Source organism: Pseudomonas sp. ACN8, assembly GCF_002303925.1.
GTDB lineage: Bacteria > Pseudomonadota > Gammaproteobacteria > Pseudomonadales > Pseudomonadaceae > Aquipseudomonas.
On the sequence record NZ_MRCS01000013.1, the window covers coordinates 33,695 to 53,433 of the forward strand.

Genomic DNA, 19,739 nt, shown 5'->3' on the forward strand with positions numbered 1-19,739 from the left:
TCGTGCACAGGATGCGGGTGCACAGGCGATCAAATGTGGGAGCGAGCTTGCTCGCGATGCGCGAAGCGCGGCTTTATTTCTTCAGATCTTCGGCACCTTGCAGCGGCTCGTCGCCCAGCAGCAGGTCCTTGTCATGGCTGACCATTTCCTCTTCGAACATGCGCCAGATGTGCTCGTCCTGAGTGCCAAGCAATTCGACAAAACGCCGGCCTTCGATCTTGTCGCTCAACTGGCCGATGTAGCGGCCCTGTTCGGTTTCGCTGCGGGTCAGGGTGATCTTGCGATCCTTTTCCGGCTGGGTCGGCGAGATCAGGTTCAGCTCCAGGGTCCCGGGCTGGCTGTCGCCGCTCAGGCGCAGGTCAACCTCGCCGGTCATGCCGTCGAGATGAACACTGGCACGCATTTTCAGGGTCTGGGCCAGAAGCTCACGGTCAAGGGAGCGGTTGATGCCTTTGCCGGCCTCGTAGTAGTTGTCGTTGACCAGGTTGTCCGGGTTGTTCACCGCGATGGTCACCATGGACAAGGTCAAGGCCACCGAGCAGGCCAGGATCCCGATGATGATCCACGGCCAGAGGTGCTTGTACCAGGGACTTGCGGCAGTTGCTGCGGGCATGTTCAGTTCTCTCAACGATTCTGTGGGCCGATGAACCGGCTCTTGGCTTCAATGTGGACGCTGTCGTCATCGGCGTCCTTGAGGATGAATTTCACCTCGTTGGTGCTCGACGGCAGTTTTTCCGGTGCGACGGACAGCTCGACAGGCTGGCTGACGATGTCGCCGGCCGCGACCTTGATCTCGCGTCGACCCTGCAATTTGAGATCCGGCAGGCCGGAGGCGTCGAGCAGGTAGGTATGGTCGCGCTGGTCCTTGTTCATGATTTTCAGGCTGTAGACGTTTTCGATTCGGCCTTCGGCGTTCTCGCGGTACAGCACGCGGTCCTTGCTGACATCGAAGCCCACCAGCGCACGCATGAAGAATGCCGTCACCAGCAGACTGATCATTGCCAGCAGCACAATGGCATAGCCAATCAGGCGCGGACGCAGTTTATGGGTTTTCTGCCCGGACAGGTTGTGCTCGGTGGTGTAGCTGATCAGCCCGCGTGGATACTCCATTTTGTCCATGATGGCGTCGCAGGCATCGATGCACGCGGCGCAACCGATGCACTCGATTTGCAGGCCGTCGCGGATGTCGATACCGGTCGGGCAGACCTGGACGCACATGGTGCAGTCGATGCAGTCACCCAGGCCCTGAGCCTTGTAGTCGATGCCTTTTTTACGCGGGCCACGGCCTTCGCCACGGCGCGGGTCGTAGGAAACGATCAGGGTATCCTTGTCGAACATCACGCTCTGGAAGCGTGCGTACGGGCACATGTAGATGCACACCTGTTCGCGCAACCAGCCGGCGTTGCCGTAAGTGGCGAGGGTGAAGAAACCGACCCAGAAGTACGACCAGCCATCCGCCTGGCCGGTGAAGAAGTCGAACACCAGTTCGCGGATCGGCGAGAAGTAGCCGACGAAGGTCATGCCGGTGACGAAACCGATCAACAGCCACAGGGTGTGCTTGCTGAGTTTGCGCACGAACTTGTTGGCGCTCATTGGCGCTTTGTCGAGCTTGATGCGTTGGTTGCGGTCACCTTCGGTGACTTTTTCGCACCACATGAAGATCCAGGTCCAGACGCTTTGCGGGCAGGTATAGCCGCACCAGACCCGTCCGGCGTACACGGTGATGAAGAACAGGCCGAACGCGGCGATGATCAACATGCCGGACAGCAGAATGAAGTCCTGGGGCCAGAAGGTGGCGCCGAAAATGAAGAACTTGCGCTCCGGCAGGTTCCACCACACAGCCTGATGACCGCCCCAGTTCAGCCACACCGTGCCGAAATACAGCAGGAACAACAGGGCTCCGCCGGTCATCCGCAGGTTGCGAAACAGGCCGGTGAAGGCGCGGGTGTAGATTTTTTCCCTGGCGGCGTAGAGGTCGACGCTGTTGTTCGCGTTCCTGGTGGGTGGAGTGACGTCGTGTACCGGAATCTGGTTGCTCATCATTGCATCCCACGGCAGTGGAAAAATGCCTCGGTCAGTACGTGCCAACCGCGGTCAAAAAGGGGTGTTGCAGTGGCGCAATGATACGCCTGTCGCTCTAGCCAGCGGGTGCGACCTTTGGTCACGTTTGGCAAAATCATTTGATAGTGTAATGACTTGAATCAATTGACTTGGGAATTATGGACGGTTTTGCGCATGTCGCCCGTCATTCGACCCATGGGTTAATCAGTTGTACGCCGCTGGACTGAAAGTCTGCGACATTGCGTGTTACGACGGTCAATCCATGAACCAGCGCCGTAGCTGCAATCAACGCGTCACTTTCATTGGCGCGGTCTGGGACATGCAGCCCTGCACAGCGTATAGCTACGGCCGTATCGACCGGCAGGATGCGGGAATCGAATGCCGGCATAACATGATGCTTCAACCAAGTGCGCAGTACCTTCCCTTGGGTGGCATCCCGGCGCTCTATTCTCAGGACGCCAGTCTCCAGCTCCTTCAAGGTGATAGCCGAAATGAACAGGCGTGGCGCGATCACACTTTTGGCCCATGCAACGACGTTCGCGTCGGCATGCGGTTTGCGCAGTTCAGAAATCACGTTGGTGTCGAGTAGATACATCAGGTCAGATCCACAGGGCGATGGTTGATCACAGCGCGCTCGGTTTCGAATTCAATGTCTGCCGCGTCCGGCATCACCAGCAATTCAACGATATCAGCGTTGGTGCCAGTCAGTTTTTGGTAGTCCTCAATGCTTAGCAGTACATGGGCCGGTTTGCCTCGATCAGTGATGAAAACGGGCCCCTGACGAGTGGCTTTTTTGGCACCACTTGTGTCCTGGTTGAATTCGCGGCTGGATATTGTGGTGATGGCCATCACGGTTGGCCCTCCTGAAGCAGCTTTGTAGAAACGTTACTACTATGCGTGGCGATCGACAACCTCGAGGCAGGTGCCGGGCATTACCGTCGGTCGAAACCATTGGACACTGCCGAACAAACAAAACGGCCCCGCCAATTCACATTGGCGGGGCCGTTTTTTGTTGCTTCAAGCGTTTGCCTTACTCGGCGTCCGCTGCCTTCTCACCGTGAGACAGGCTGTAGACATAAGCGGCCAGCAGGTGAACCTTGTCGTTACCCTGCATTGCCTCTTGCGCAGGCATCTGGCCCTGACGGCCGTAACGGATGGTCTGCTGCAACTGAGCGAAGCTCGAACCGTAGATGAACGCTGCCGGGTGAGTCAGGTCAGGTGCGCCCATCGCTGGCGTGCCTTTGCCTTCCGGGCCGTGGCACGCCACGCAGTTGGTAGCGAACAGTTTCTGTCCGGCAACCGGGTCGGCCTTGGTGCCTTCCGGCAGCTTGCGGCCATCAAGGTTGGTCAGGACAAACGCGGCCACGTCGGCCACGCCTTGCTCGCCGATCACTTCAGCCCACGCAGGCATTACCGCATGACGGCCGCCCATGATGGTGGTCTTGATGGTTTGCGGCTCGCCGCCCCAGCGCCAGTCGGCGTCGGTCAGGTTCGGGAAGCCATAGGCGCCTTTGGCGTCGGAACCGTGGCAAACCGAGCAGTTGGAGGCGAACAGGCGGCCACCCATCTTCAGGGCTTGCGGGTCCTTGGCCACTTCTTCGATTGGCATGGCCGCGAACTTGGCGAAGATCGGACCGAACTTGGCGTCCGACCTGGCCATTTCCTTTTCCCACTCGTGAACGCCGGTCCAGCCGGTCTGACCGTTGGCGAACGCGGTCTGCTTCTCGTTATCGAGGTAGTTGTAACCCGGCAGCAGGCCTTTCCAGTTGCCCAGGCCCGGGTACAGTACCAGGTAGCCGAGGGCGAAGATGATGGTGCCCACGAACAGCATGAACCACCATTTCGGCAGCGGGTTGTCGTACTCCTCGATCCCGTCGAAGGAGTGACCAACCGTCTCGTCGGTTTGCTCGGCGCGCTGGCCCTTGCGGGTGGACAGCAGCAGCCAGGTCAGGGCGAAGATGGTGCCGAGACTGAGGACTGTGACGTACAGACTCCAGAATGTAGTCATTCTTTGTTACTCCTAGAAGCTTGCTCGACGTGCTTGATGGCTTCGGGATCATCCGCGAAAGGCAGCAAGGTCGCGTCTTCAAACTCCGACTTGCGCTTGGGACTGAACACCCACAGTGCCAGTCCGATGAAGGCCACCATCACGACAACGGTGCCCAGGCCACGAATCATCCCGATATCCATCCAATTCACCGTTTGCTTTTGATGATGGTGCCCAGGCCTTGCAGATAGGCCACCAGCGCGTCCATTTCGGTTTTGCCCTTCACAGCATCCCTGGCGCCGGCGATGTCTTCGTCGGTGTAAGGGACGCCGAGCGTGCGCAAGACTTCCATTTTCTTGGCGGTGTCTTTGCCGTCGAGCTTGTTTTCCACGAGGAACGGGTAGGCCGGCATTTTCGACTCGGGCACTACGTTGCGCGGGTTGTACAGGTGCGCACGCTGCCAGTCATCGGAGTAACGGCCGCCGACGCGGGCCAGGTCCGGACCGGTACGCTTGGAACCCCACAGGAACGGGTGGTCCCAGACGCTTTCACCGGCGACCGAGTAGTGGCCGTAGCGTTCGGTTTCGGCACGGAACGGACGGATCATCTGCGAGTGGCAGCCGACACAACCGTTGGCGATATAAACGTCCCGGCCTTCCAGTTCAAGGGCGGTGCGGGGCTTCATGCCCTCGACCGGCTTGTTGGTGACGTCCTGGAAAAACAGCGGAACGATCTGGGTCAAGCCGCCGATGCTGACGGCGATGACCATGAAGAAGGCCAGCAGGCCAATATTCTTCTCGACTGCTTCATGCTTCATCAGTGAGCTCCAACTACGGCAATCTGTTCGGCGGCTTTGGCTTCAGCCGGGTTCGAGGCGCGTACGGTACGGAATACGTTGTAGGCCATGAACAGCATGCCGGTGGCGAAGAACGCACCGCCCAGGGCGCGGACGATGAAGCCCGGGTGGCTGGCTTGCAGCGCTTCGACGAACGAGTAGGTGAGGGTGCCGTCATCGTTGATTGCACGCCACATCAAACCCTGGGTGATGCCGTTGACCCACATCGAAGCGATGTAGAGCACGGTACCGATGGTCGCGAGCCAGAAGTGGGTGTTGATCAGGCCGGTGCTGTGCATCTGCGCACGACCGAACAGTTTCGGGATCATGTGGTAGATGGCGCCGATCGAGATCATTGCAACCCAGCCCAGAGCGCCGGCATGTACGTGGCCGATGGTCCAGTCGGTGTAGTGCGACAACGAGTTGACGGTCTTGATCGCCATCATCGGACCTTCGAAGGTCGACATGCCGTAGAACGCCAGGGAGACCACCAGGAAGCGCAGGATCGGGTCGGTGCGCAGCTTATGCCAGGCGCCCGACAGGGTCATCATGCCGTTGATCATGCCGCCCCAGCTTGGCGCCAGCAGGATGATCGACATCGCCATGCCCAGCGACTGAGCCCAGTCCGGCAAGGCGGTGTAGTGCAGGTGGTGTGGACCCGCCCAGATGTACAGGGTGATCAGCGCCCAGAAGTGCACGATCGACAGGCGATAGGAGTAGATCGGGCGTTCGGCCTGTTTCGGCACGAAGTAGTACATCATGCCCAGGAAGCCGGTAGTCAGGAAGAAGCCCACGGCGTTGTGGCCGTACCACCACTGGATCATCGCGTCCGTCGCGCCCGAGTAGGCCGAGTAGGACTTGAACAGGCTGACCGGCAGCGACATGTGGTTGACGATGTGCAGCATCGCGGTCACGACGATGAATGCGCCGTAGAACCAGTTACCCACATAGATATGCTTGGTCTTGCGCTTGACGATGGTGCCGAAGAACACCAGACCGTAGGTGACCCAGACAATGGCCAGCAGAATAGCCAGGGGCCATTCCAGTTCCGCGTATTCCTTGGTGGTGGTGAAACCCATCGGCAAGGTAATGATCGCGCCGACGATCACCGCTTGCCATCCCCAGAAGGTGAAGGCAGCGAGGCTGTCGGAAATCAGTCGCGTTTGGCAGGTTCGCTGCACGACGTAATAAGAAGTGGCAAACAGTGCACATCCACCGAAGGCGAAAATCACCAGGTTGGTGTGCAGCGGGCGCAGGCGTCCAAAGCTCGTCCATGCCAGACCGAAGTTCAACTCCGGCCAGACCAGTTGCGAGGCAATGAAGACACCGAGCCCCATGCCAAGGATCCCCCAGACCACCGTCATGATGGCGAACTGGCGGACTACCTTATAGTTATAAGCAGTCGGACTGATTGCTGTGCTCATTCTAAGGTTCCACGGTTTGGGTGTTTTATTAGGATTAAAAATCGGCCGCAAGTATGGAGAAAGCAAGGGGTCATTGCAACGCGCCATGACCTGGGTCAATGCTTTCAAAAGCTGATTCTGCGGCCTTTCCATGCGCCGCGTAAGGACAAAATTGCCCGCGGGCAAAACATCCCGGCGGACTGATCAGGCGAGGGGGTCAGGTCGGATGTAACGGGGTGTGTTCAAACGCAACGTTTGGCTGACCGAAGGCAATTGGTGCGACAGCCGGTATCTACCAGCCTTTGCGGCCTGTCATCGGGCAGATTCGTCGAACACATCGTTCAGGGTCGACCTGGAACCGGCACCGGCCAGTCCGCATCGGGGGAAGCTTAGACCCGAATCCCGGGATCCGAAAGAAAGAGTCACAGAGGGTGCGACAATGCGTCGCAAAGGGGCAGGGAACTGCCGCATCCGGGAGAATGCGGCAGCAGAGCGGTCGGGATTTATTTACGGTTGTCTTCAGCCTGCAGGCGCTCGGTATTCAAACTGTGGGACAGGCTGTACACATACGCGGCCAGCAATTGCACCTTGTCATTGCCCAGCAGTTCGTTCTGCGCCGGCATATGGCCCTGGCGGCCATGCCGAATCGTCTGTTCAAGCTGCGTCAGGTTCGTCCCGTAAATGAAGCCGGCAGGGTGTGTCAGGTTCGGCGCGCCCATGGCTTCCGTGCCCTGACCGTTTGCCCCATGGCAGGCGACGCAGGTGGTGCTGAAGGCTTGCTGTCCGGCTTGCAGGTCAGCTTTGTTATCGGCGGGCAACGGCAGGCCGGCCAGATCATGGCGCACATAGGCGGCGACGTTTTTCACACCTTCCTCCCCCAGGACTTCACCCCAGGCCGGCATCATCGCCATCCGGCCACCCATGACGGTGGTCTTGATGGTTTCTGCATTGCCGCCCCAGCGCCAGTCGCTGTCGGCCAGGTTGGGGAAGCCGTAGGCGCCCTTGGCGTCCGAGCCGTGGCACACCGAGCAGTTGGAGGCAAACAGGCGGCCGCCCATTTTCAGTGCTTGCGGGTCCTTGGCCACTTCCTCTACGGGCATCGCCGCGAATTTGGCGAAGATCGGCCCAAACTTCGTGTCAGCCCTGGCCATTTCCTTTTCCCATTCGTGCACCCCGGTCCAGCCGTTTTGGTAGCCGGGGAGGATGCCTTTCCAATTGCCCAGGCCCGGATAGAGGATCAGATAACCGACGGCGAATACCAGGGTGCCAACGAACAGCATGAACCACCATTGCGGCAGCGGGTTGTCGTATTCCTCGATGCCGTCGAAGCTGTGGCCCATGGTCTGGTCGACGCTGCCCTTGGTTTCGCCCTTGCGGGTGCTGAGCAGCAGCCAGGTCAGGCCGATCAGGCTGCCGATGGTCAGCACGCAGATCCACGTACTCCAGAAGGTGGTCATGGCCGGGTACTCCTTGTTGCTGATTCTTCAGTGATGTCGGGTTGTGGCTCGTCGGCGAACGGCAGCAGGCGCGCTTCGGCGAATTCCGGGCCACGCTTGGCGTTGAATACCCACAGGGTCAGGCCGACGAAGGCCACGAACACCACGACGGTGCCCAGGCCGCGGATCATTCCAGTGCTCAATTCAAACATTGCTCACCTCTTGCTCTTGATGGCAGTGCCGAGCACTTGCAGGTAGGCGACCAATGCATCCATTTCGCTCTTGCCCTTGAGCGAAGCGACGGCACCGGTGATGTCCTCGTCGGTGTACGGCACGCCCAGGGTGCGCATGGCCTTGATCTTGGTCTCGGTATGACTGCTGTCGACCGGGTTGGCCACCAGCCACGGGTAGGCCGGCATCTTCGACTCCGGCACGACGTTGCGCGGGTTGTACAAGTGCGCGCGGTGCCAGTCATCCGAGTAACGCGCGCCGACCCGGGCCAGGTCCGGCCCGGTGCGTTTGGAACCCCACAGGAACGGGTGATCCCACACGCTTTCGCCGGCCACCGAGTAGTGCCCGTAACGTTCGGTCTCGGCGCGGAACGGACGGATCATCTGCGAGTGGCAGCCGACGCAGCCTTCGCGGATGTAGATGTCTCGACCTTCCAGTTGCAGCGCGGTGTAGGGCTTCATGCCTTCCACCGGCTTGTTGGTCACGTCCTGGAAGAACAACGGGACGATCTGGGTCAGGCCACCGATGCTCACGGCCAGGATCATCAGCAGCAGCAACAGGCCGACGTTTTTCTCGATAGTTTCGTGTTTCATGGCGGACTCCTCAGGCCATCTGCGCGGCAGCGGCGACTTCGGCAGGCTGCGAGGCCCGCACGGTGCGCCAGGTGTTGTAGGCCATCAGGAACATGCCGCTGAGGAAGATCGCGCCACCCACCAGCCGCACGACGAAGCCAGGGTGGCTGGCCACCAGGGTTTCGACGAAGGAGTAGGTCAGCGTGCCGTCCTCGTTCACCGCACGCCACATCAGGCCCTGGGCGATGCCGTTGACCCACATCGAGGCGATGTACAGAACGGTGCCGATGGTGGCGAGCCAGAAGTGCGCGTTGATCAGGCCGATGCTGTGCATCTGCTCGCGGCCGAAGACTTTCGGGATCATGTGGTACAGCGCGCCGATGGAAATCATCGCCACCCAACCCAAGGCGCCTGCGTGTACGTGGCCGATGGTCCAGTCGGTGTAGTGGGAGAGGGCGTTGACCGTCTTGATCGCCATCATCGGCCCTTCGAAGGTCGACATGCCGTAGAACGCCAGCGACACCACGAGGAAACGCAGGATCGGGTCGCTGCGCAACTTATGCCAGGCGCCCGACAGGGTCATCATGCCGTTGATCATGCCGCCCCAGCTCGGTGCCAGCAGGACCAGCGACATCACCATGCCCAGCGATTGCGCCCAGTCCGGCAGCGCGGTGTAGTGCAGGTGGTGGGGACCTGCCCAGATGTACAGGGTGATCAGCGCCCAGAAGTGCACGATCGACAGGCGATAGGAGTAAACCGGGCGCTCGGCCTGTTTCGGCACGAAGTAGTACATCATCCCGAGGAAGCCGGCGGTGAGGAAAAAGCCTACGGCGTTGTGCCCGTACCACCATTGCACCATCGCGTCGGTGGCGCCGGAGTACAGCGAGTAGGACTTGGTGAAGCTGACCGGCAATTCCATGTTGTTGACGATGTGCAGGATCGCCACGGTGACGATGAACGCGCCGAAGAACCAGTTACCGACATAAATGTGTTTGGTCTTGCGCTGCATGATCGTGCCGAAGAACACGATGGCGTAGGCGACCCAGACGATGGTGATCAGGAGGTCGATCGGCCATTCCAGCTCGGCGTATTCCTTGGAGCTGGTGTAGCCCAGCGGCAGGCTGATGGCCGCCAGAAGGATCACAAGCTGCCAGCCCCAGAAGCAGAACGCGGCGATCTTGGGCGCAAACAATTGGGTCTGGCAGGTGCGTTGCACCGAATAGAAGGAACTGGCGAACAGCGCGCAGCCACCGAAGGCGAAGATCACCGCGTTGGTGTGCAGCGGGCGCAAACGGCCGAAGCTGGTCCACGGCAAATTGAAGTTGAGTTCGGGCCAGACCAACTGGGCAGCGAGAAAAACCCCGAGCCCCATGCCGACGATGCCCCACACCACCGTCATAATGGCAAATTGGCGGACCACCTTGTAGTTGTAGGCGGTACTGATAGAAGTGTTCATGGTTCCCCATCCACGGTTCAGCGGAAGTGAGCGCGCAGCGCAAGGCAGTGCACCCTTCGGCCGGAGTTATAGGCAGACTAAAAGCGAGGCAAGCATGGACAAAGGGCACAAGGCCGGTATTGACGGGGATCAATGGGCGCAGTGCGTGCGGGATCATGGATGGTTGTGGAATGCCGCCGCTGGCAAGGCTGCGGCGACGCTGATTCTTGCCCATGGCGCCGGCGCACCGATGGACAGCGACTGGATGAGCGACATGGCTGCACGCCTCGCCGCGCAAGGCGTCAACGTGTTGCGCTTCGAGTTTCCCTACATGGCGCAGCGGCGCCTCGATGGCGGCAAACGCCCGCCGAATCCGGCACCGAAACTGCTGGAATGCTGGCGCGAGGTGTATGCCCAGGTGCGACGCCATGTCACTGGGCCACTGGCCATCGGCGGCAAGTCCATGGGCGGTCGCATGGCCAGTCTGCTGGCCGATGAGTTGGGCGCGGATGCCCTGGTGTGCCTGGGTTATCCGTTCTATGCGGTGGGTAAACCGCAGAAGCCGCGGGTTGAGCATCTGGCGGGGCTGAAGACTCGGACCTTGATCGTGCAAGGTGAACGCGATGCGTTGGGCAACCGGGAGGCGGTCGAGGGGTATGCGCTATCGCCGGGTATCGAGGTGTTTTGGCTGGTGGCGGGGGATCATGACTTGAAGCCGTTGAAGGCTTCGGGGTTTAGCCATGAGCAGCATTTGGCGGCTGCGGCGGGGAAGGTGGTTTCATTCCTTCAGTGAGGTTTTGTGCAGGCGGTGATGGCCCCATCGCGAGCAGGCTCGCTCCTACATTGGATCAACTGTAGGAGCGAGCCTGCTCGCGATGAGGGACTACCAGACAACATCACTTTCACTGGCTCAATCAGCGGTTAAACCGTTCCACCAACGAATATTGCGTGTTGGCGGTCTTGGTCAGCTCTTCACTCAGCAACGCGGAGTTCTGCGCCTGTTCCGAAGTCTGGTCCGCCAGGTCCGAAATGTTACTGATGTTGCGGCTGATTTCTTCGGCCACGGCACTTTGCTCTTCGGTCGCGGCGGCGATCTGGGTGGTCATGTCGGTGATGTTGGCCACCGCTTCGCTGATCCCCACCAGTGCCTGGTCCGCTTCCAGTACCCGCGCCACGCCTTCTTCGGCCTGACGATGCCCGGCTTCCATGGTTTGCACGGCGGTACTGGCGGTTTGCTGGAGCTTGGCGATCAACGCATGAATCTGCCCGGTGGACTCGCTGGTACGTTGCGCCAGCTGACGGACTTCGTCGGCCACCACCGCAAAACCACGACCCATCTCGCCGGCACGGGCCGCTTCGATGGCGGCGTTCAGCGCCAGCAAGTTGGTCTGGTCGGCGATGCCTTTGATCACGTCGACCACGCCACCGATTTCGTTGCTGTCCTTGGCCAGTTGGGTCACGGTCACGCCGGTTTCACCAACGACTACTGAAAGGCGCTGGATGGCTTCGCGGGTTTCCCCGGCGATGTCACGACCACGACCGGTCAGGCGATTGGCTTCCTGGGTGGCGTCGGCGGTGCGCTGCACATGGCTGGCGACTTCCTGGGTGGTCGCGGCCATCTGATTGACCGCGGTGGCCACTTGCTCGGTCTCGACCCGTTGACGTTCCAGGCCGCTGGAGCTGTTGTGCGCCAGGGCATCGGATTGCCTGGCCTGATCGGTCAGGTGTTCGGCCGTGTCCTGCAGGCGCGTCAGGCAGGTTTTCAGGCGTGCTTCCTGACTGAGGATGGACATTTCCAGGCGCGCCTGGGCGCCGCGACTGTCGGTGTACATCTGGGCAATCAACGGATCGGAGGTGGTATGCTCGGCCAGGCGCAGCAAACGCTTGAGGCCGCGTTGCTGCCACTGGAGGCCCATCAGGCCCAGCGGTACCGAAAGGCCGGCCGCCAGGGCAAAGCCCCAGTGGGAGTTCAGTGATGCGCCGATCATGAAGCTCAATTGGCTGACCAGAATGAACGGCAGCCAGTCCTGCAGGATCGGCACCCATTTATCCGAAGAAGGGATGGCCGACTTGCCCTGGTTGATGCGTTGGTAGAGCGCTTCGGCACGGCGGATCTGTTCGGCAGTGGGTTTGACCCGCACCGACTCGTAACCGGTGACCTGCTTGCCTTCGAAGACCGGGGTCACATAGGCGTTCACCCAGTAATGATCACCGCTCTTGCAGCGATTCTTGACAATGCCCATCCATGGCAAGCCTTGTTTCAGCGTGGCCCACATGTGTGCGAACACCGCGGCCGGGACGTCGGGGTGACGGACCAGATTGTGCGGTGCACGGATCAACTCCTCTCGGGAAAACCCGCTGATTTCGACGAATGCGTCGTTGCAGTAGGTGATCATGCCCTTGGCATCGGTGGTGGAAATCAACCGTTGCTGAGCCGGGAAGGTCCGCTCGCGTTGTGTAATTGGCTGGTTGTTACGCATGGCTTTTTTAATCCGCAAGGCTTTCAAGTGCTGTATCGGCAAGACCTGCGGATTGTTGAGATTATTTTTTGATAATCAGTGATGCGTCGCAAAATGACCCTTGCGTCAGCCGGCAAGCATCGGATAGGTGAACAGGCCGAAGTGCAGCAGGTTCAGGCCAAAATGAGTAGCGATGGCTGCTGTCAGTCCTCCAAAACGGTAGGCCAGGCCATAGCCGACCCCGGCCAGGCTGGCCAGCAGGACCCATTGCCAGCCAGCACCGGCATGCGCCAGGCCAAAGATCAGCGAAGCCAGGAGCAGCGCAAAGTTTTCACCATGACGCAGATTTTTCAGCCAGCGACTCAGGCCACCCTGGATATAACCGCGAAACAGCGCCTCCTCGACCAGTGTCACCAGCAGCAGATTGTTCAGTAGCCAAAACCAGGCGGCATCCGGCCATTTCGGTGCCCAAGCGACGACACCCAGCAATAGCGCACCACCCAAGGCCAGCACGGCACTCAGGGGCAGCGCCAGTGCGGTGGCAAACAGGATCGATCGAAACGAGCGCCGACCGACAAGCCATGGGCAGACCAGTAACAGCCAAAATCCGATCAGGGGTTTGTCAAGGTTTGCGTACATGGTAAATGGCACTGCGTCGTCGGTGAAACGCTGCGTGGCGATGATTGGGCCGTTGTAGAAATCGGGCCACCAATGCGTCGCCAGGGTCAGAGCTAGAATGATGAATAGGCCATGGCCTACGTATCGACCGAACTGAAGCGTTTGCTGGCTAGCGGCAAAACCGGAAACCAACAGCAAAACAATAGGAATCGCCGCCGGCCAACTCATACTGCTGAAGTCCAGTGCCAAGTAGTAGCCGATGGAGAGGAGGGCCAGAAAAGTCCTTGGCAGAGCAAACATTGAAAGTCCTTGTGTCGAAATTCTGTGGATTCCCCCAGCCCCCAGTGGTAGCGAGTGTCGGGCCAACATCAAGCAGAGCGAGATTATAGGGGGGTGGTCACAAACAAAAACACCGCCCGAAGGCGGCGTTTGTATCAGCGCATGCCTAGGAGGCAATCAACTGCCGCAACACGTAATGCAAAATCCCTCCGGACTTGAAGTACTCCACCTCATTGAGCGTATCGATGCGGCACAACACCTCGATCTTCTCGCTGCTACCGTTTTCGCGAGTGATGACCAGCGTCAGGTTCATCCGTGGCGTCAGCTCGACGCCGGTCAAGCCGAGGATGTCCAGGTTTTCACTGCCATTGAGGTTCAGGGTCTTGCGGTTCTGATCCAGCTTGAACTGCAACGGCAGCACGCCCATGCCCACAAGGTTGGAGCGGTGAATCCGTTCGAAGCTTTCGGCGACGACCGCTTTCACCCCCAGCAGGTTGGTGCCCTTGGCGGCCCAGTCGCGACTCGAGCCGGTGCCGTATTCCTGGCCGGCGATCACCACCAGCGGCGTGCCTGAAGCCTGATAGCGCATGGCGGCATCGTAGATCGACATTTTCTCGCCGGTGGGAATGTAGCGAGTGTTGCCGCCTTCTTCGCCGCCGAGCATTTCGTTGCGTATGCGGATGTTGGCGAAGGTGCCGCGCATCATCACTTCATGGTTGCCACGCCGCGAGCCATAGGAGTTGAAGTCTCGCGGTTCCACGCCTTTGTCGCGCAGGTATTGCCCTGCCGGGCTGTCGACCTTGATGTTGCCGGCCGGGGAGATGTGGTCGGTGGTCACCGAGTCGCCGAGCAGTGCGAGGATTCTGGCGCCGTTGACATCCTTGACCACGGGCGGTGGGCCACCGATGTCGTCGAAGAACGGCGGATGCTGGATGTAGGTCGAGTCGTCCTGCCAGACATAGGTCGCCGCCTGCGGGACCTTGATCGCCTGCCATTGCGCGTCACCGGCAAACACTTCGGCGTATTCCTTGTGGAACATGGCGGTGTTGACCTGATTCACGGCGTCGGCAATTTCCTTGCTGCTGGGCCAGATGTCCCGCAGGTAAACCGGGTTGCCATCCTTGTCCTCGCCCAACGGCTCGCGGCTGATGTCGGTGCGCACCGTGCCGGCCAGCGCGTAGGCGACCACCAGTGGCGGGGAGGCCAGCCAGTTGGTTTTCACCAGCGGATGCACCCGGCCTTCGAAGTTGCGATTACCCGAGAGCACGGAGGCCACGGTGAGGTCCGCTTGCTGGATGGCTTTCTCGATGGGTTCCGACAGTGGTCCCGAGTTGCCGATGCAAGTGGTGCAGCCATAGCCGACCAGGGCAAACCCCAGTTCATCGAGGTAATGGGTCAGGCCGGCCGCCTTGTAGTAGTCGGTGACCACTTTCGAGCCGGGGGCCAGCGAGCTCTTCACCCAGGGTTTGCGTTTCAAGCCTTTTTCCACAGCCTTCTTCGCCACCAGCCCGGCGGCCATCATCACGCTGGGGTTGGAGGTGTTGGTGCAGGAGGTGATCGCGGCGATGACCACGGCGCCGTTTTTCAGGCGATAGGTCTGGCCTTCGTAATCGTAATCCGCTTCACCGGCCATATCGGCATTGCCGACGGCAACACCACCACCGCCTTCGCTTTCCAGGCGGCCTTCTTCCTTGCTGGTGGGCTTGAATTGCAGGTCGGTGAAGTCGCTGAACGCTTGCGCAACATTCGGCAGCGACACCCGGTCCTGTGGGCGTTTTGGTCCGGCGAGGCTGGCTTCGACGCTGCCCATGTCCAGCGCCAGGCTGTCGGTGAACAGCGGTTCCTGGCCGGGCAGGCGCCACAGGCCCTGGGCCTTGCTGTACGCCTCCACCAGTTGCACCGTTTCCAGGGGGCGGCCGGACAGGCGCAGGTACTCCAGTGTGATGTCGTCCACCGGGAAGAAACCGCAGGTGGCGCCGTATTCCGGGGCCATGTTGGCGATGGTCGCGCGGTCGGCCAGGGGCAGGTCGGCGAGGCCATCGCCATAGAACTCGACGAATTTGCCCACCACGCCTTTCTTGCGCAGCATCTGGGTCACGGTCAGCACCAGGTCGGTGGCGGTGATGCCTTCCTTGAGCTTGCCGGTGAGTTTGAAGCCGATGACTTCCGGAATCAGCATCGACACCGGTTGCCCGAGCATCGCCGCTTCCGCCTCGATACCGCCGACGCCCCAGCCGAGCACACCGAGGCCGTTGATCATGGTGGTGTGGGAATCGGTGCCCACGAGGGTGTCGGGGAAGGCGTAGGTGCGGCCGTCCTCGTCCTTGGTCCAGACCGTTCGGCCGAGGTATTCAAGATTGACCTGGTGGCAGATCCCGGTGCCCGGCGGCACCACGCTGAAATTATCGAAGGCACTCTGGCCCCAGCGCAGGAACGCATAGCGCTCGCCATTGCGCTGCATTTCAATGTCGACGTTCTGCTCGAAGGCGCTGCTACTGGCGAACTTGTCGACCATCACCGAGTGGTCGATTACCAGGTCCACCGGTGACAGCGGATTGATCCGTTGCGGATTGCCGCCGGCCTTGGCCATCGCCGCGCGCATGGCGGCCAGGTCGACCACCGCCGGTACGCCGGTGAAATCCTGCATCAGCACCCGCGCCGGGCGGTACTGGATTTCGCGGTCGGAGCGACGCTCCTTGAGCCACGCGGCGAGCGCCTTGAGGTCGGTGCCGGTGACGGTTTTTTCGTCCTCCCAGCGCAGCAGGTTTTCCAGCAGGACTTTCAACGACATCGGCAACCTGTCCAGATCGCCCAGGCTTTTGGCGGCATCGGGCAGGCTGAAGTAGTGGTAGGTCTTGTTGCCGACTTGCAAGGTCTTGAGCGTTTTCAGGCTATCGAGGGACGGCATTGCGATCACTCCTTTGAGTCCGCACGGCTACGGACTGAGGGGACGGGCAGAACATTAAACCTAGCCCTGTTTTCAGTAGCTGGCTAATAACTGGACTCTATGGACAAGCTCCAGGTTCCGATCTCGGCTATCATGCGCCGGTTTTCGTGACAGGCTTTGCTTCAACGCAAGCGGTCTCTCTTTGTGGGAGCGAGCCTGCTCGCGATGGACGTTAACGATAACGCGTGTTTCCTGAGTAAACGCGCCGCCCTTGAGTCCATCGCGAGCAAGCTCGCTCCTACAGGGTCTAGGAGTAAGAATGAACACCCTATTCATGCATTGCCGGCCGGGCTTCGAAGGCGAAGTCTGTTCCGAGATTTCCGACCTCGCCGCGCGCTTGAACGTAGCCGGTTATGCCAAGGCCAAGGCCGCCACGGCTTGCGCCGAATTCGTCTGCACCGAAGAAGACGGCGCCGAGCGCCTGATGCGCGGGCAGCGTTTCGCCGAGCTGATCTTCCCGCGCCAGTGGGCCCGGGGAATCTTCATCGATCTGCCGGAAACCGACCGCATCAGCGTGATCCTGGCGCATATGGCGGACTTTCCGCTGTGCGGCAGCCTGTGGCTGGAAATGGTCGACACCAATGACGGCAAGGAACTGTCGAACTTCTGCAAGAAATTCGAAGTGCACCTGCGCAAGGCGCTGATGGCGGCCGGCAAGCTGGTGGAAGATGCCCACAAGCCGCGTTTGTTGCTGACCTTCAAGAGCGGCCGCGAAGTGTTCATGGGGCTGGCGGAGTCGAACAACTCGGCGATGTGGCCGATGGGCATTCCCCGTTTGAAGTTCCCCCGCGAGGCGCCGAGCCGTTCGACCCTCAAGCTGGAAGAGGCCTGGCACCACTTCATCCCGCGCGACCAGTGGGACGAGCGGCTGCATGGTGACATGACCGGCGTCGACCTCGGGGCCGCCCCCGGTGGCTGGACCTGGCAACTGGTCAACCGCGGCATGCTGGTGACCGCCATCGACAACGGCCCGATGGCCGAAAGCCTGATGGATACCGGTCTTGTGCAGCATTTGATGGCTGACGGTTTCACCTTCAAGCCCAAGCAACCGGTGGACTGGATGGTCTGCGACATCGTCGAGAAGCCGGCACGCAACGCCGCGATGCTGGAAGAGTGGATCGGCGACGGCCATTGCCGCGAGGCGGTGGTCAACCTCAAGCTGCCGATGAAACAGCGCTACGCCGAAGTGAAGCGCTTGCTCGAGCGCATTGCCGATGGCTTCAAGGCCCGGGGCATCAAGGTCGAGATCGGCTGCAAGCAGCTGTACCACGACCGAGAGGAAGTGACCTGCCATTTACGTCGGATTGATGTGAAGAAGCCGAAATCCCGCTGAAACACCGCAACCCTCTGTAGGAGCGAGCCTGCTCGCGATGAGGCCATTACATTCAACATCTTTGTTGATTGACCCACCGCCATCGCGAGCAGGCTCGCTCCCACAGGTGCCACAGATGACGTTACACCCGGCAATGCGCGACAATGCCGGCCAGTTTCAGGAGTGAATCATGAGTGAAATGCTTGATACACCGGTAGACGGCACCCTCGACGCCACCGGCCTCAACTGCCCCGAGCCGGTGATGATGCTGCACCAGCACATCCGTGACCTGGTGCCCGGCGGCCTGCTCAAGGTGATCGCCACCGATCCGTCGACCCGTCGCGACATTCCCAAGTTTTGCGTGTTTCTCGACCATGAACTGGTGGCGCAGCACGAAGAGGAAGGCACCTACCTCTACTGGATTCGCAAGAAGTCCGTTTAAGTTCGCATCATGACGCAACTGTAGGAGCGAGCTTGCTCGCGAAAAAAACGAAAGCGCCGTTGGGCATCTGGTTTTACGCGTTACCGTTCACGACCTTCGCGAGCAAGCTCGCTCCTACAATTTTCGCAAGTCAACCCGCCGAGCGGCTGATACGAATCCGTTTGCGCGCACTGCGCGTCAGGCGAAACGACAGCATCAGTGCCGCGCAGCTCAAGCCCACGATCAAGCCCTGCCACAGCCCGCTCGGGCCACTCGGTGCACCGAACCAGTCGGTCAGGCCGAGGGCGTAACCCACCGGCAAACCGATACCCCAGTACGCGAACAACGTCAGGAACATTGTCACCCGGGTGTCCTGATAGCCGCGCAGTGCACCGGCGGCGGTCACCTGGATCGCGTCGGAAAACTGGAACAGCGCCGAATACACAATCAGCATCGCCGCCACTCGGATCACGGTCGGGTCGGCGGTGTAGATCGCGGCGATGTGTTCGCGCATCAACAGCATCATGCTCGCCGAAAGACACGCGTAGGCCAGTGCGGTGCCCATGCCAACCCCGGCCGCGAAGCGTGCCTCGCGCGGTTCCTGGCGTCCGAGGGCCTGGCCGACCCGAACCGTCACGGCCATGCCGAGGGAGTAGGGGATCATGAACACCAGTGAGCTGAAGTTCAGTGCGATCTGGTGTCCGGCCACGACAGTGGCGCCGAGGCTGCCGATCAGCAGGGCGATCACGGCGAAGATGCTCGATTCGGCGAATACCGCGATGCCGATGGGCAGGCCGATGCCCAGCAGGCGTTTGATCACCGACCACTGCGGCCAGTCGAAACGGCTGAACAATTGGCTCGATTTATAAGCCGGTGCCCAGCGTTCCCATCCGGCGATGCCCAAGGTCATCACCCACATCACGATGGCAGTGGCCCAGCCGCAGCCGACGCCACCCATGGCCGGGACGCCAAAGTGGCCATAAATGAAGATGTAGTTCAGTGGAATGTTCAGGGCCAGGCCGCACAGGCCAAGCACCATGGCCGGGCGGGTGCGGCCCAGACCGTCACTGAAACAGCGCAATACGCAATAAAAAGCTGTGGCGGGAAGGCCGCTGGCAATACCGTTCAGGTATTGCATGCACGGGCCGATCAGCTGCGGGTCAACCTTCATGATGTGCAGAATGGGTTCGGCGTTCAACAATGCAGTCGTTGCCAAGAGCCCGACCAGCAATGCCAGCCACAACGCCTGTCGAACCAGTGGACCGATTTCACTGTGAGTGCCGGCCCCGAAACGCTGGGCGACTTTGGGGGTAGTGGCCAGCAGGGTGCCGGTCATCAGCAAAAAGACCGGCACCCAGATCGAGTTGCCCAAGGCAACCGCCGCGAGGTCGCGAGGACTGAATCGGCCGGCCATCACCGCATCGACGAAACCCATCGCCGTAGTAGCGAGCTGCGCGATCATGATCGGTAGCGCCAGGCCAAGCAGCGTCTTGAGCTCCAGGCGAATCCGGGCCGGGCGGGAAAGGGGGAGGGCAGTAGGGTGGTCGGTTACGGAGTTCAAGGGCGAAACGTCCAAAAATTTGCGAAGCACAGGCGCGCATTCTACGCGTTGACGCGCCAGTCAGGAAAAGACCCGTGTTGTGGATTTGTAATCAAAGTTTGAGTGCGAAACGATTCCTTGTGGCGAGGGGGCCTGTCGGAGCGCCGAACCGACAAGCCCCCTCGCCACAAAGGACGCGCAAT

The 19,739-nt window shown here is 60.4% G+C and carries 19 protein-coding genes; 3 read left to right on the forward strand and 16 right to left on the reverse strand.

Annotation, left to right across the window (positions count from 1 at the left end):
• Positions 1-73: 73 nt before the first annotated feature.
• The 12 genes from BSF44_RS09435 to ccoN (BSF44_RS09490) all read right to left on the reverse strand — a co-directional run bounded on the left by BSF44_RS09435 (position 74) and on the right by ccoN (BSF44_RS09490) (position 9,981).
• Positions 74-613 (reverse strand): FixH family protein, encoded by a 540-nt coding sequence (locus BSF44_RS09435; RefSeq protein WP_095943284.1) that lies wholly within the window; start codon positions 611-613, stop codon positions 74-76.
• An 11-nt stretch (positions 614-624) separates the two neighbouring features.
• A complete protein-coding gene (gene ccoG / locus BSF44_RS09440; protein ID WP_095943285.1) occupies positions 625-2,040 on the reverse strand; it encodes a cytochrome c oxidase accessory protein CcoG in 1,416 nt (471 codons plus the stop codon).
• 205 nt (positions 2,041-2,245) lie between these two features.
• Positions 2,246-2,656 carry a type II toxin-antitoxin system VapC family toxin gene (locus tag BSF44_RS09445; RefSeq protein ID WP_095943286.1) on the reverse strand — a complete coding sequence of 137 codons (411 nt, stop codon included), beginning with the start codon at positions 2,654-2,656 and terminating at the stop codon, positions 2,246-2,248.
• Positions 2,656-2,910: a type II toxin-antitoxin system Phd/YefM family antitoxin gene (locus BSF44_RS09450; RefSeq protein ID WP_095943287.1), complete on the reverse strand. Its 255-nt coding sequence runs from the start codon at positions 2,908-2,910 to the stop codon at positions 2,656-2,658. Before BSF44_RS09450 ends, BSF44_RS09445 begins: the two co-directional genes overlap by 1 nt.
• Before the next feature lie 181 nt (positions 2,911-3,091).
• Positions 3,092-4,069: a cytochrome-c oxidase, cbb3-type subunit III gene (ccoP, locus tag BSF44_RS09455; RefSeq protein WP_095943288.1), complete on the reverse strand. Its 978-nt coding sequence runs from the start codon at positions 4,067-4,069 to the stop codon at positions 3,092-3,094.
• A complete protein-coding gene (locus BSF44_RS09460) occupies positions 4,066-4,251 on the reverse strand; it encodes a CcoQ/FixQ family Cbb3-type cytochrome c oxidase assembly chaperone (RefSeq protein WP_003175465.1) in 186 nt (61 codons plus the stop codon). Before BSF44_RS09460 ends, ccoP (BSF44_RS09455) begins: the two co-directional genes overlap by 4 nt.
• Positions 4,252-4,256: 5 nt before the next feature.
• A complete protein-coding gene (gene ccoO, locus BSF44_RS09465; protein WP_095943289.1) occupies positions 4,257-4,865 on the reverse strand; it encodes a cytochrome-c oxidase, cbb3-type subunit II in 609 nt (202 codons plus the stop codon).
• Positions 4,865-6,307 carry a cytochrome-c oxidase, cbb3-type subunit I gene (gene ccoN, locus BSF44_RS09470; protein ID WP_008050393.1) on the reverse strand — a complete coding sequence of 481 codons (1,443 nt, stop codon included), beginning with the start codon at positions 6,305-6,307 and terminating at the stop codon, positions 4,865-4,867. Before ccoN (BSF44_RS09470) ends, ccoO (BSF44_RS09465) begins: the two co-directional genes overlap by 1 nt.
• Positions 6,308-6,789: 482 nt before the next feature.
• The gene (ccoP, locus tag BSF44_RS09475) at positions 6,790-7,743 is read right to left on the reverse strand and encodes a cytochrome-c oxidase, cbb3-type subunit III (protein ID WP_095943290.1); all 954 of its coding nucleotides are present in this window, start codon (positions 7,741-7,743) and stop codon (positions 6,790-6,792) included.
• Positions 7,740-7,934 carry a cbb3-type cytochrome c oxidase subunit 3 gene (locus BSF44_RS09480; RefSeq protein WP_095943291.1) on the reverse strand — a complete coding sequence of 65 codons (195 nt, stop codon included), beginning with the start codon at positions 7,932-7,934 and terminating at the stop codon, positions 7,740-7,742. The genes ccoP (BSF44_RS09475) and BSF44_RS09480 overlap by 4 nt, the downstream gene beginning before the upstream one ends.
• A gap of 3 nt (positions 7,935-7,937) precedes the next feature.
• Complete coding sequence (gene ccoO / locus BSF44_RS09485; RefSeq protein WP_057715669.1) at positions 7,938-8,546, reverse strand: cytochrome-c oxidase, cbb3-type subunit II; 609 nt, start codon at positions 8,544-8,546, stop codon at positions 7,938-7,940.
• A gap of 10 nt (positions 8,547-8,556) precedes the next feature.
• The gene (ccoN, locus tag BSF44_RS09490; protein WP_095943292.1) at positions 8,557-9,981 is read right to left on the reverse strand and encodes a cytochrome-c oxidase, cbb3-type subunit I; all 1,425 of its coding nucleotides are present in this window, start codon (positions 9,979-9,981) and stop codon (positions 8,557-8,559) included.
• A 94-nt stretch (positions 9,982-10,075) separates the two neighbouring features.
• Here ccoN (BSF44_RS09490) and BSF44_RS09495 point away from each other — a divergent pair, with 94 nt between their 5' ends.
• Positions 10,076-10,753, forward strand: coding sequence for an alpha/beta family hydrolase (locus BSF44_RS09495; protein WP_095943293.1), 678 nt, complete (start codon positions 10,076-10,078; stop codon positions 10,751-10,753).
• Positions 10,754-10,874: 121 nt separating this feature from the next.
• On the opposite strand, the gene BSF44_RS09500 is transcribed toward BSF44_RS09495, so the two are convergent.
• The 3 genes from BSF44_RS09500 to acnA form a co-directional block, all read right to left on the reverse strand.
• The gene (locus BSF44_RS09500) at positions 10,875-12,440 is read right to left on the reverse strand and encodes a PAS domain-containing methyl-accepting chemotaxis protein (protein WP_095943294.1); all 1,566 of its coding nucleotides are present in this window, start codon (positions 12,438-12,440) and stop codon (positions 10,875-10,877) included.
• Between the two features lie 105 nt (positions 12,441-12,545).
• Entirely contained in the window at positions 12,546-13,337 is a 792-nt protein-coding gene (locus tag BSF44_RS09505; RefSeq protein WP_095943295.1) for a CPBP family intramembrane glutamic endopeptidase, read from the reverse strand.
• A 145-nt stretch (positions 13,338-13,482) separates the two neighbouring features.
• Positions 13,483-16,224: an aconitate hydratase AcnA gene (gene acnA, locus BSF44_RS09510; protein ID WP_095943296.1), complete on the reverse strand. Its 2,742-nt coding sequence runs from the start codon at positions 16,222-16,224 to the stop codon at positions 13,483-13,485.
• A gap of 298 nt (positions 16,225-16,522) precedes the next feature.
• On the opposite strand from acnA, the gene rlmM reads away from it, so the two are divergent.
• Both rlmM and tusA read left to right on the forward strand, forming a co-directional pair.
• Positions 16,523-17,596, forward strand: coding sequence for a 23S rRNA (cytidine(2498)-2'-O)-methyltransferase RlmM (gene rlmM, locus BSF44_RS09520; protein ID WP_095943297.1), 1,074 nt, complete (start codon positions 16,523-16,525; stop codon positions 17,594-17,596).
• Positions 17,597-17,765: 169 nt separating this feature from the next.
• The gene (gene tusA / locus BSF44_RS09530; RefSeq protein WP_015095965.1) at positions 17,766-18,017 is read left to right on the forward strand and encodes a sulfurtransferase TusA; all 252 of its coding nucleotides are present in this window, start codon (positions 17,766-17,768) and stop codon (positions 18,015-18,017) included.
• Between the two features lie 130 nt (positions 18,018-18,147).
• On the opposite strand, the gene BSF44_RS09535 is transcribed toward tusA, so the two are convergent.
• Positions 18,148-19,557, reverse strand: coding sequence for an MATE family efflux transporter (locus BSF44_RS09535; RefSeq protein ID WP_095943354.1), 1,410 nt, complete (start codon positions 19,555-19,557; stop codon positions 18,148-18,150).
• Between the last annotated feature and the right edge of the window lie 182 nt (positions 19,558-19,739).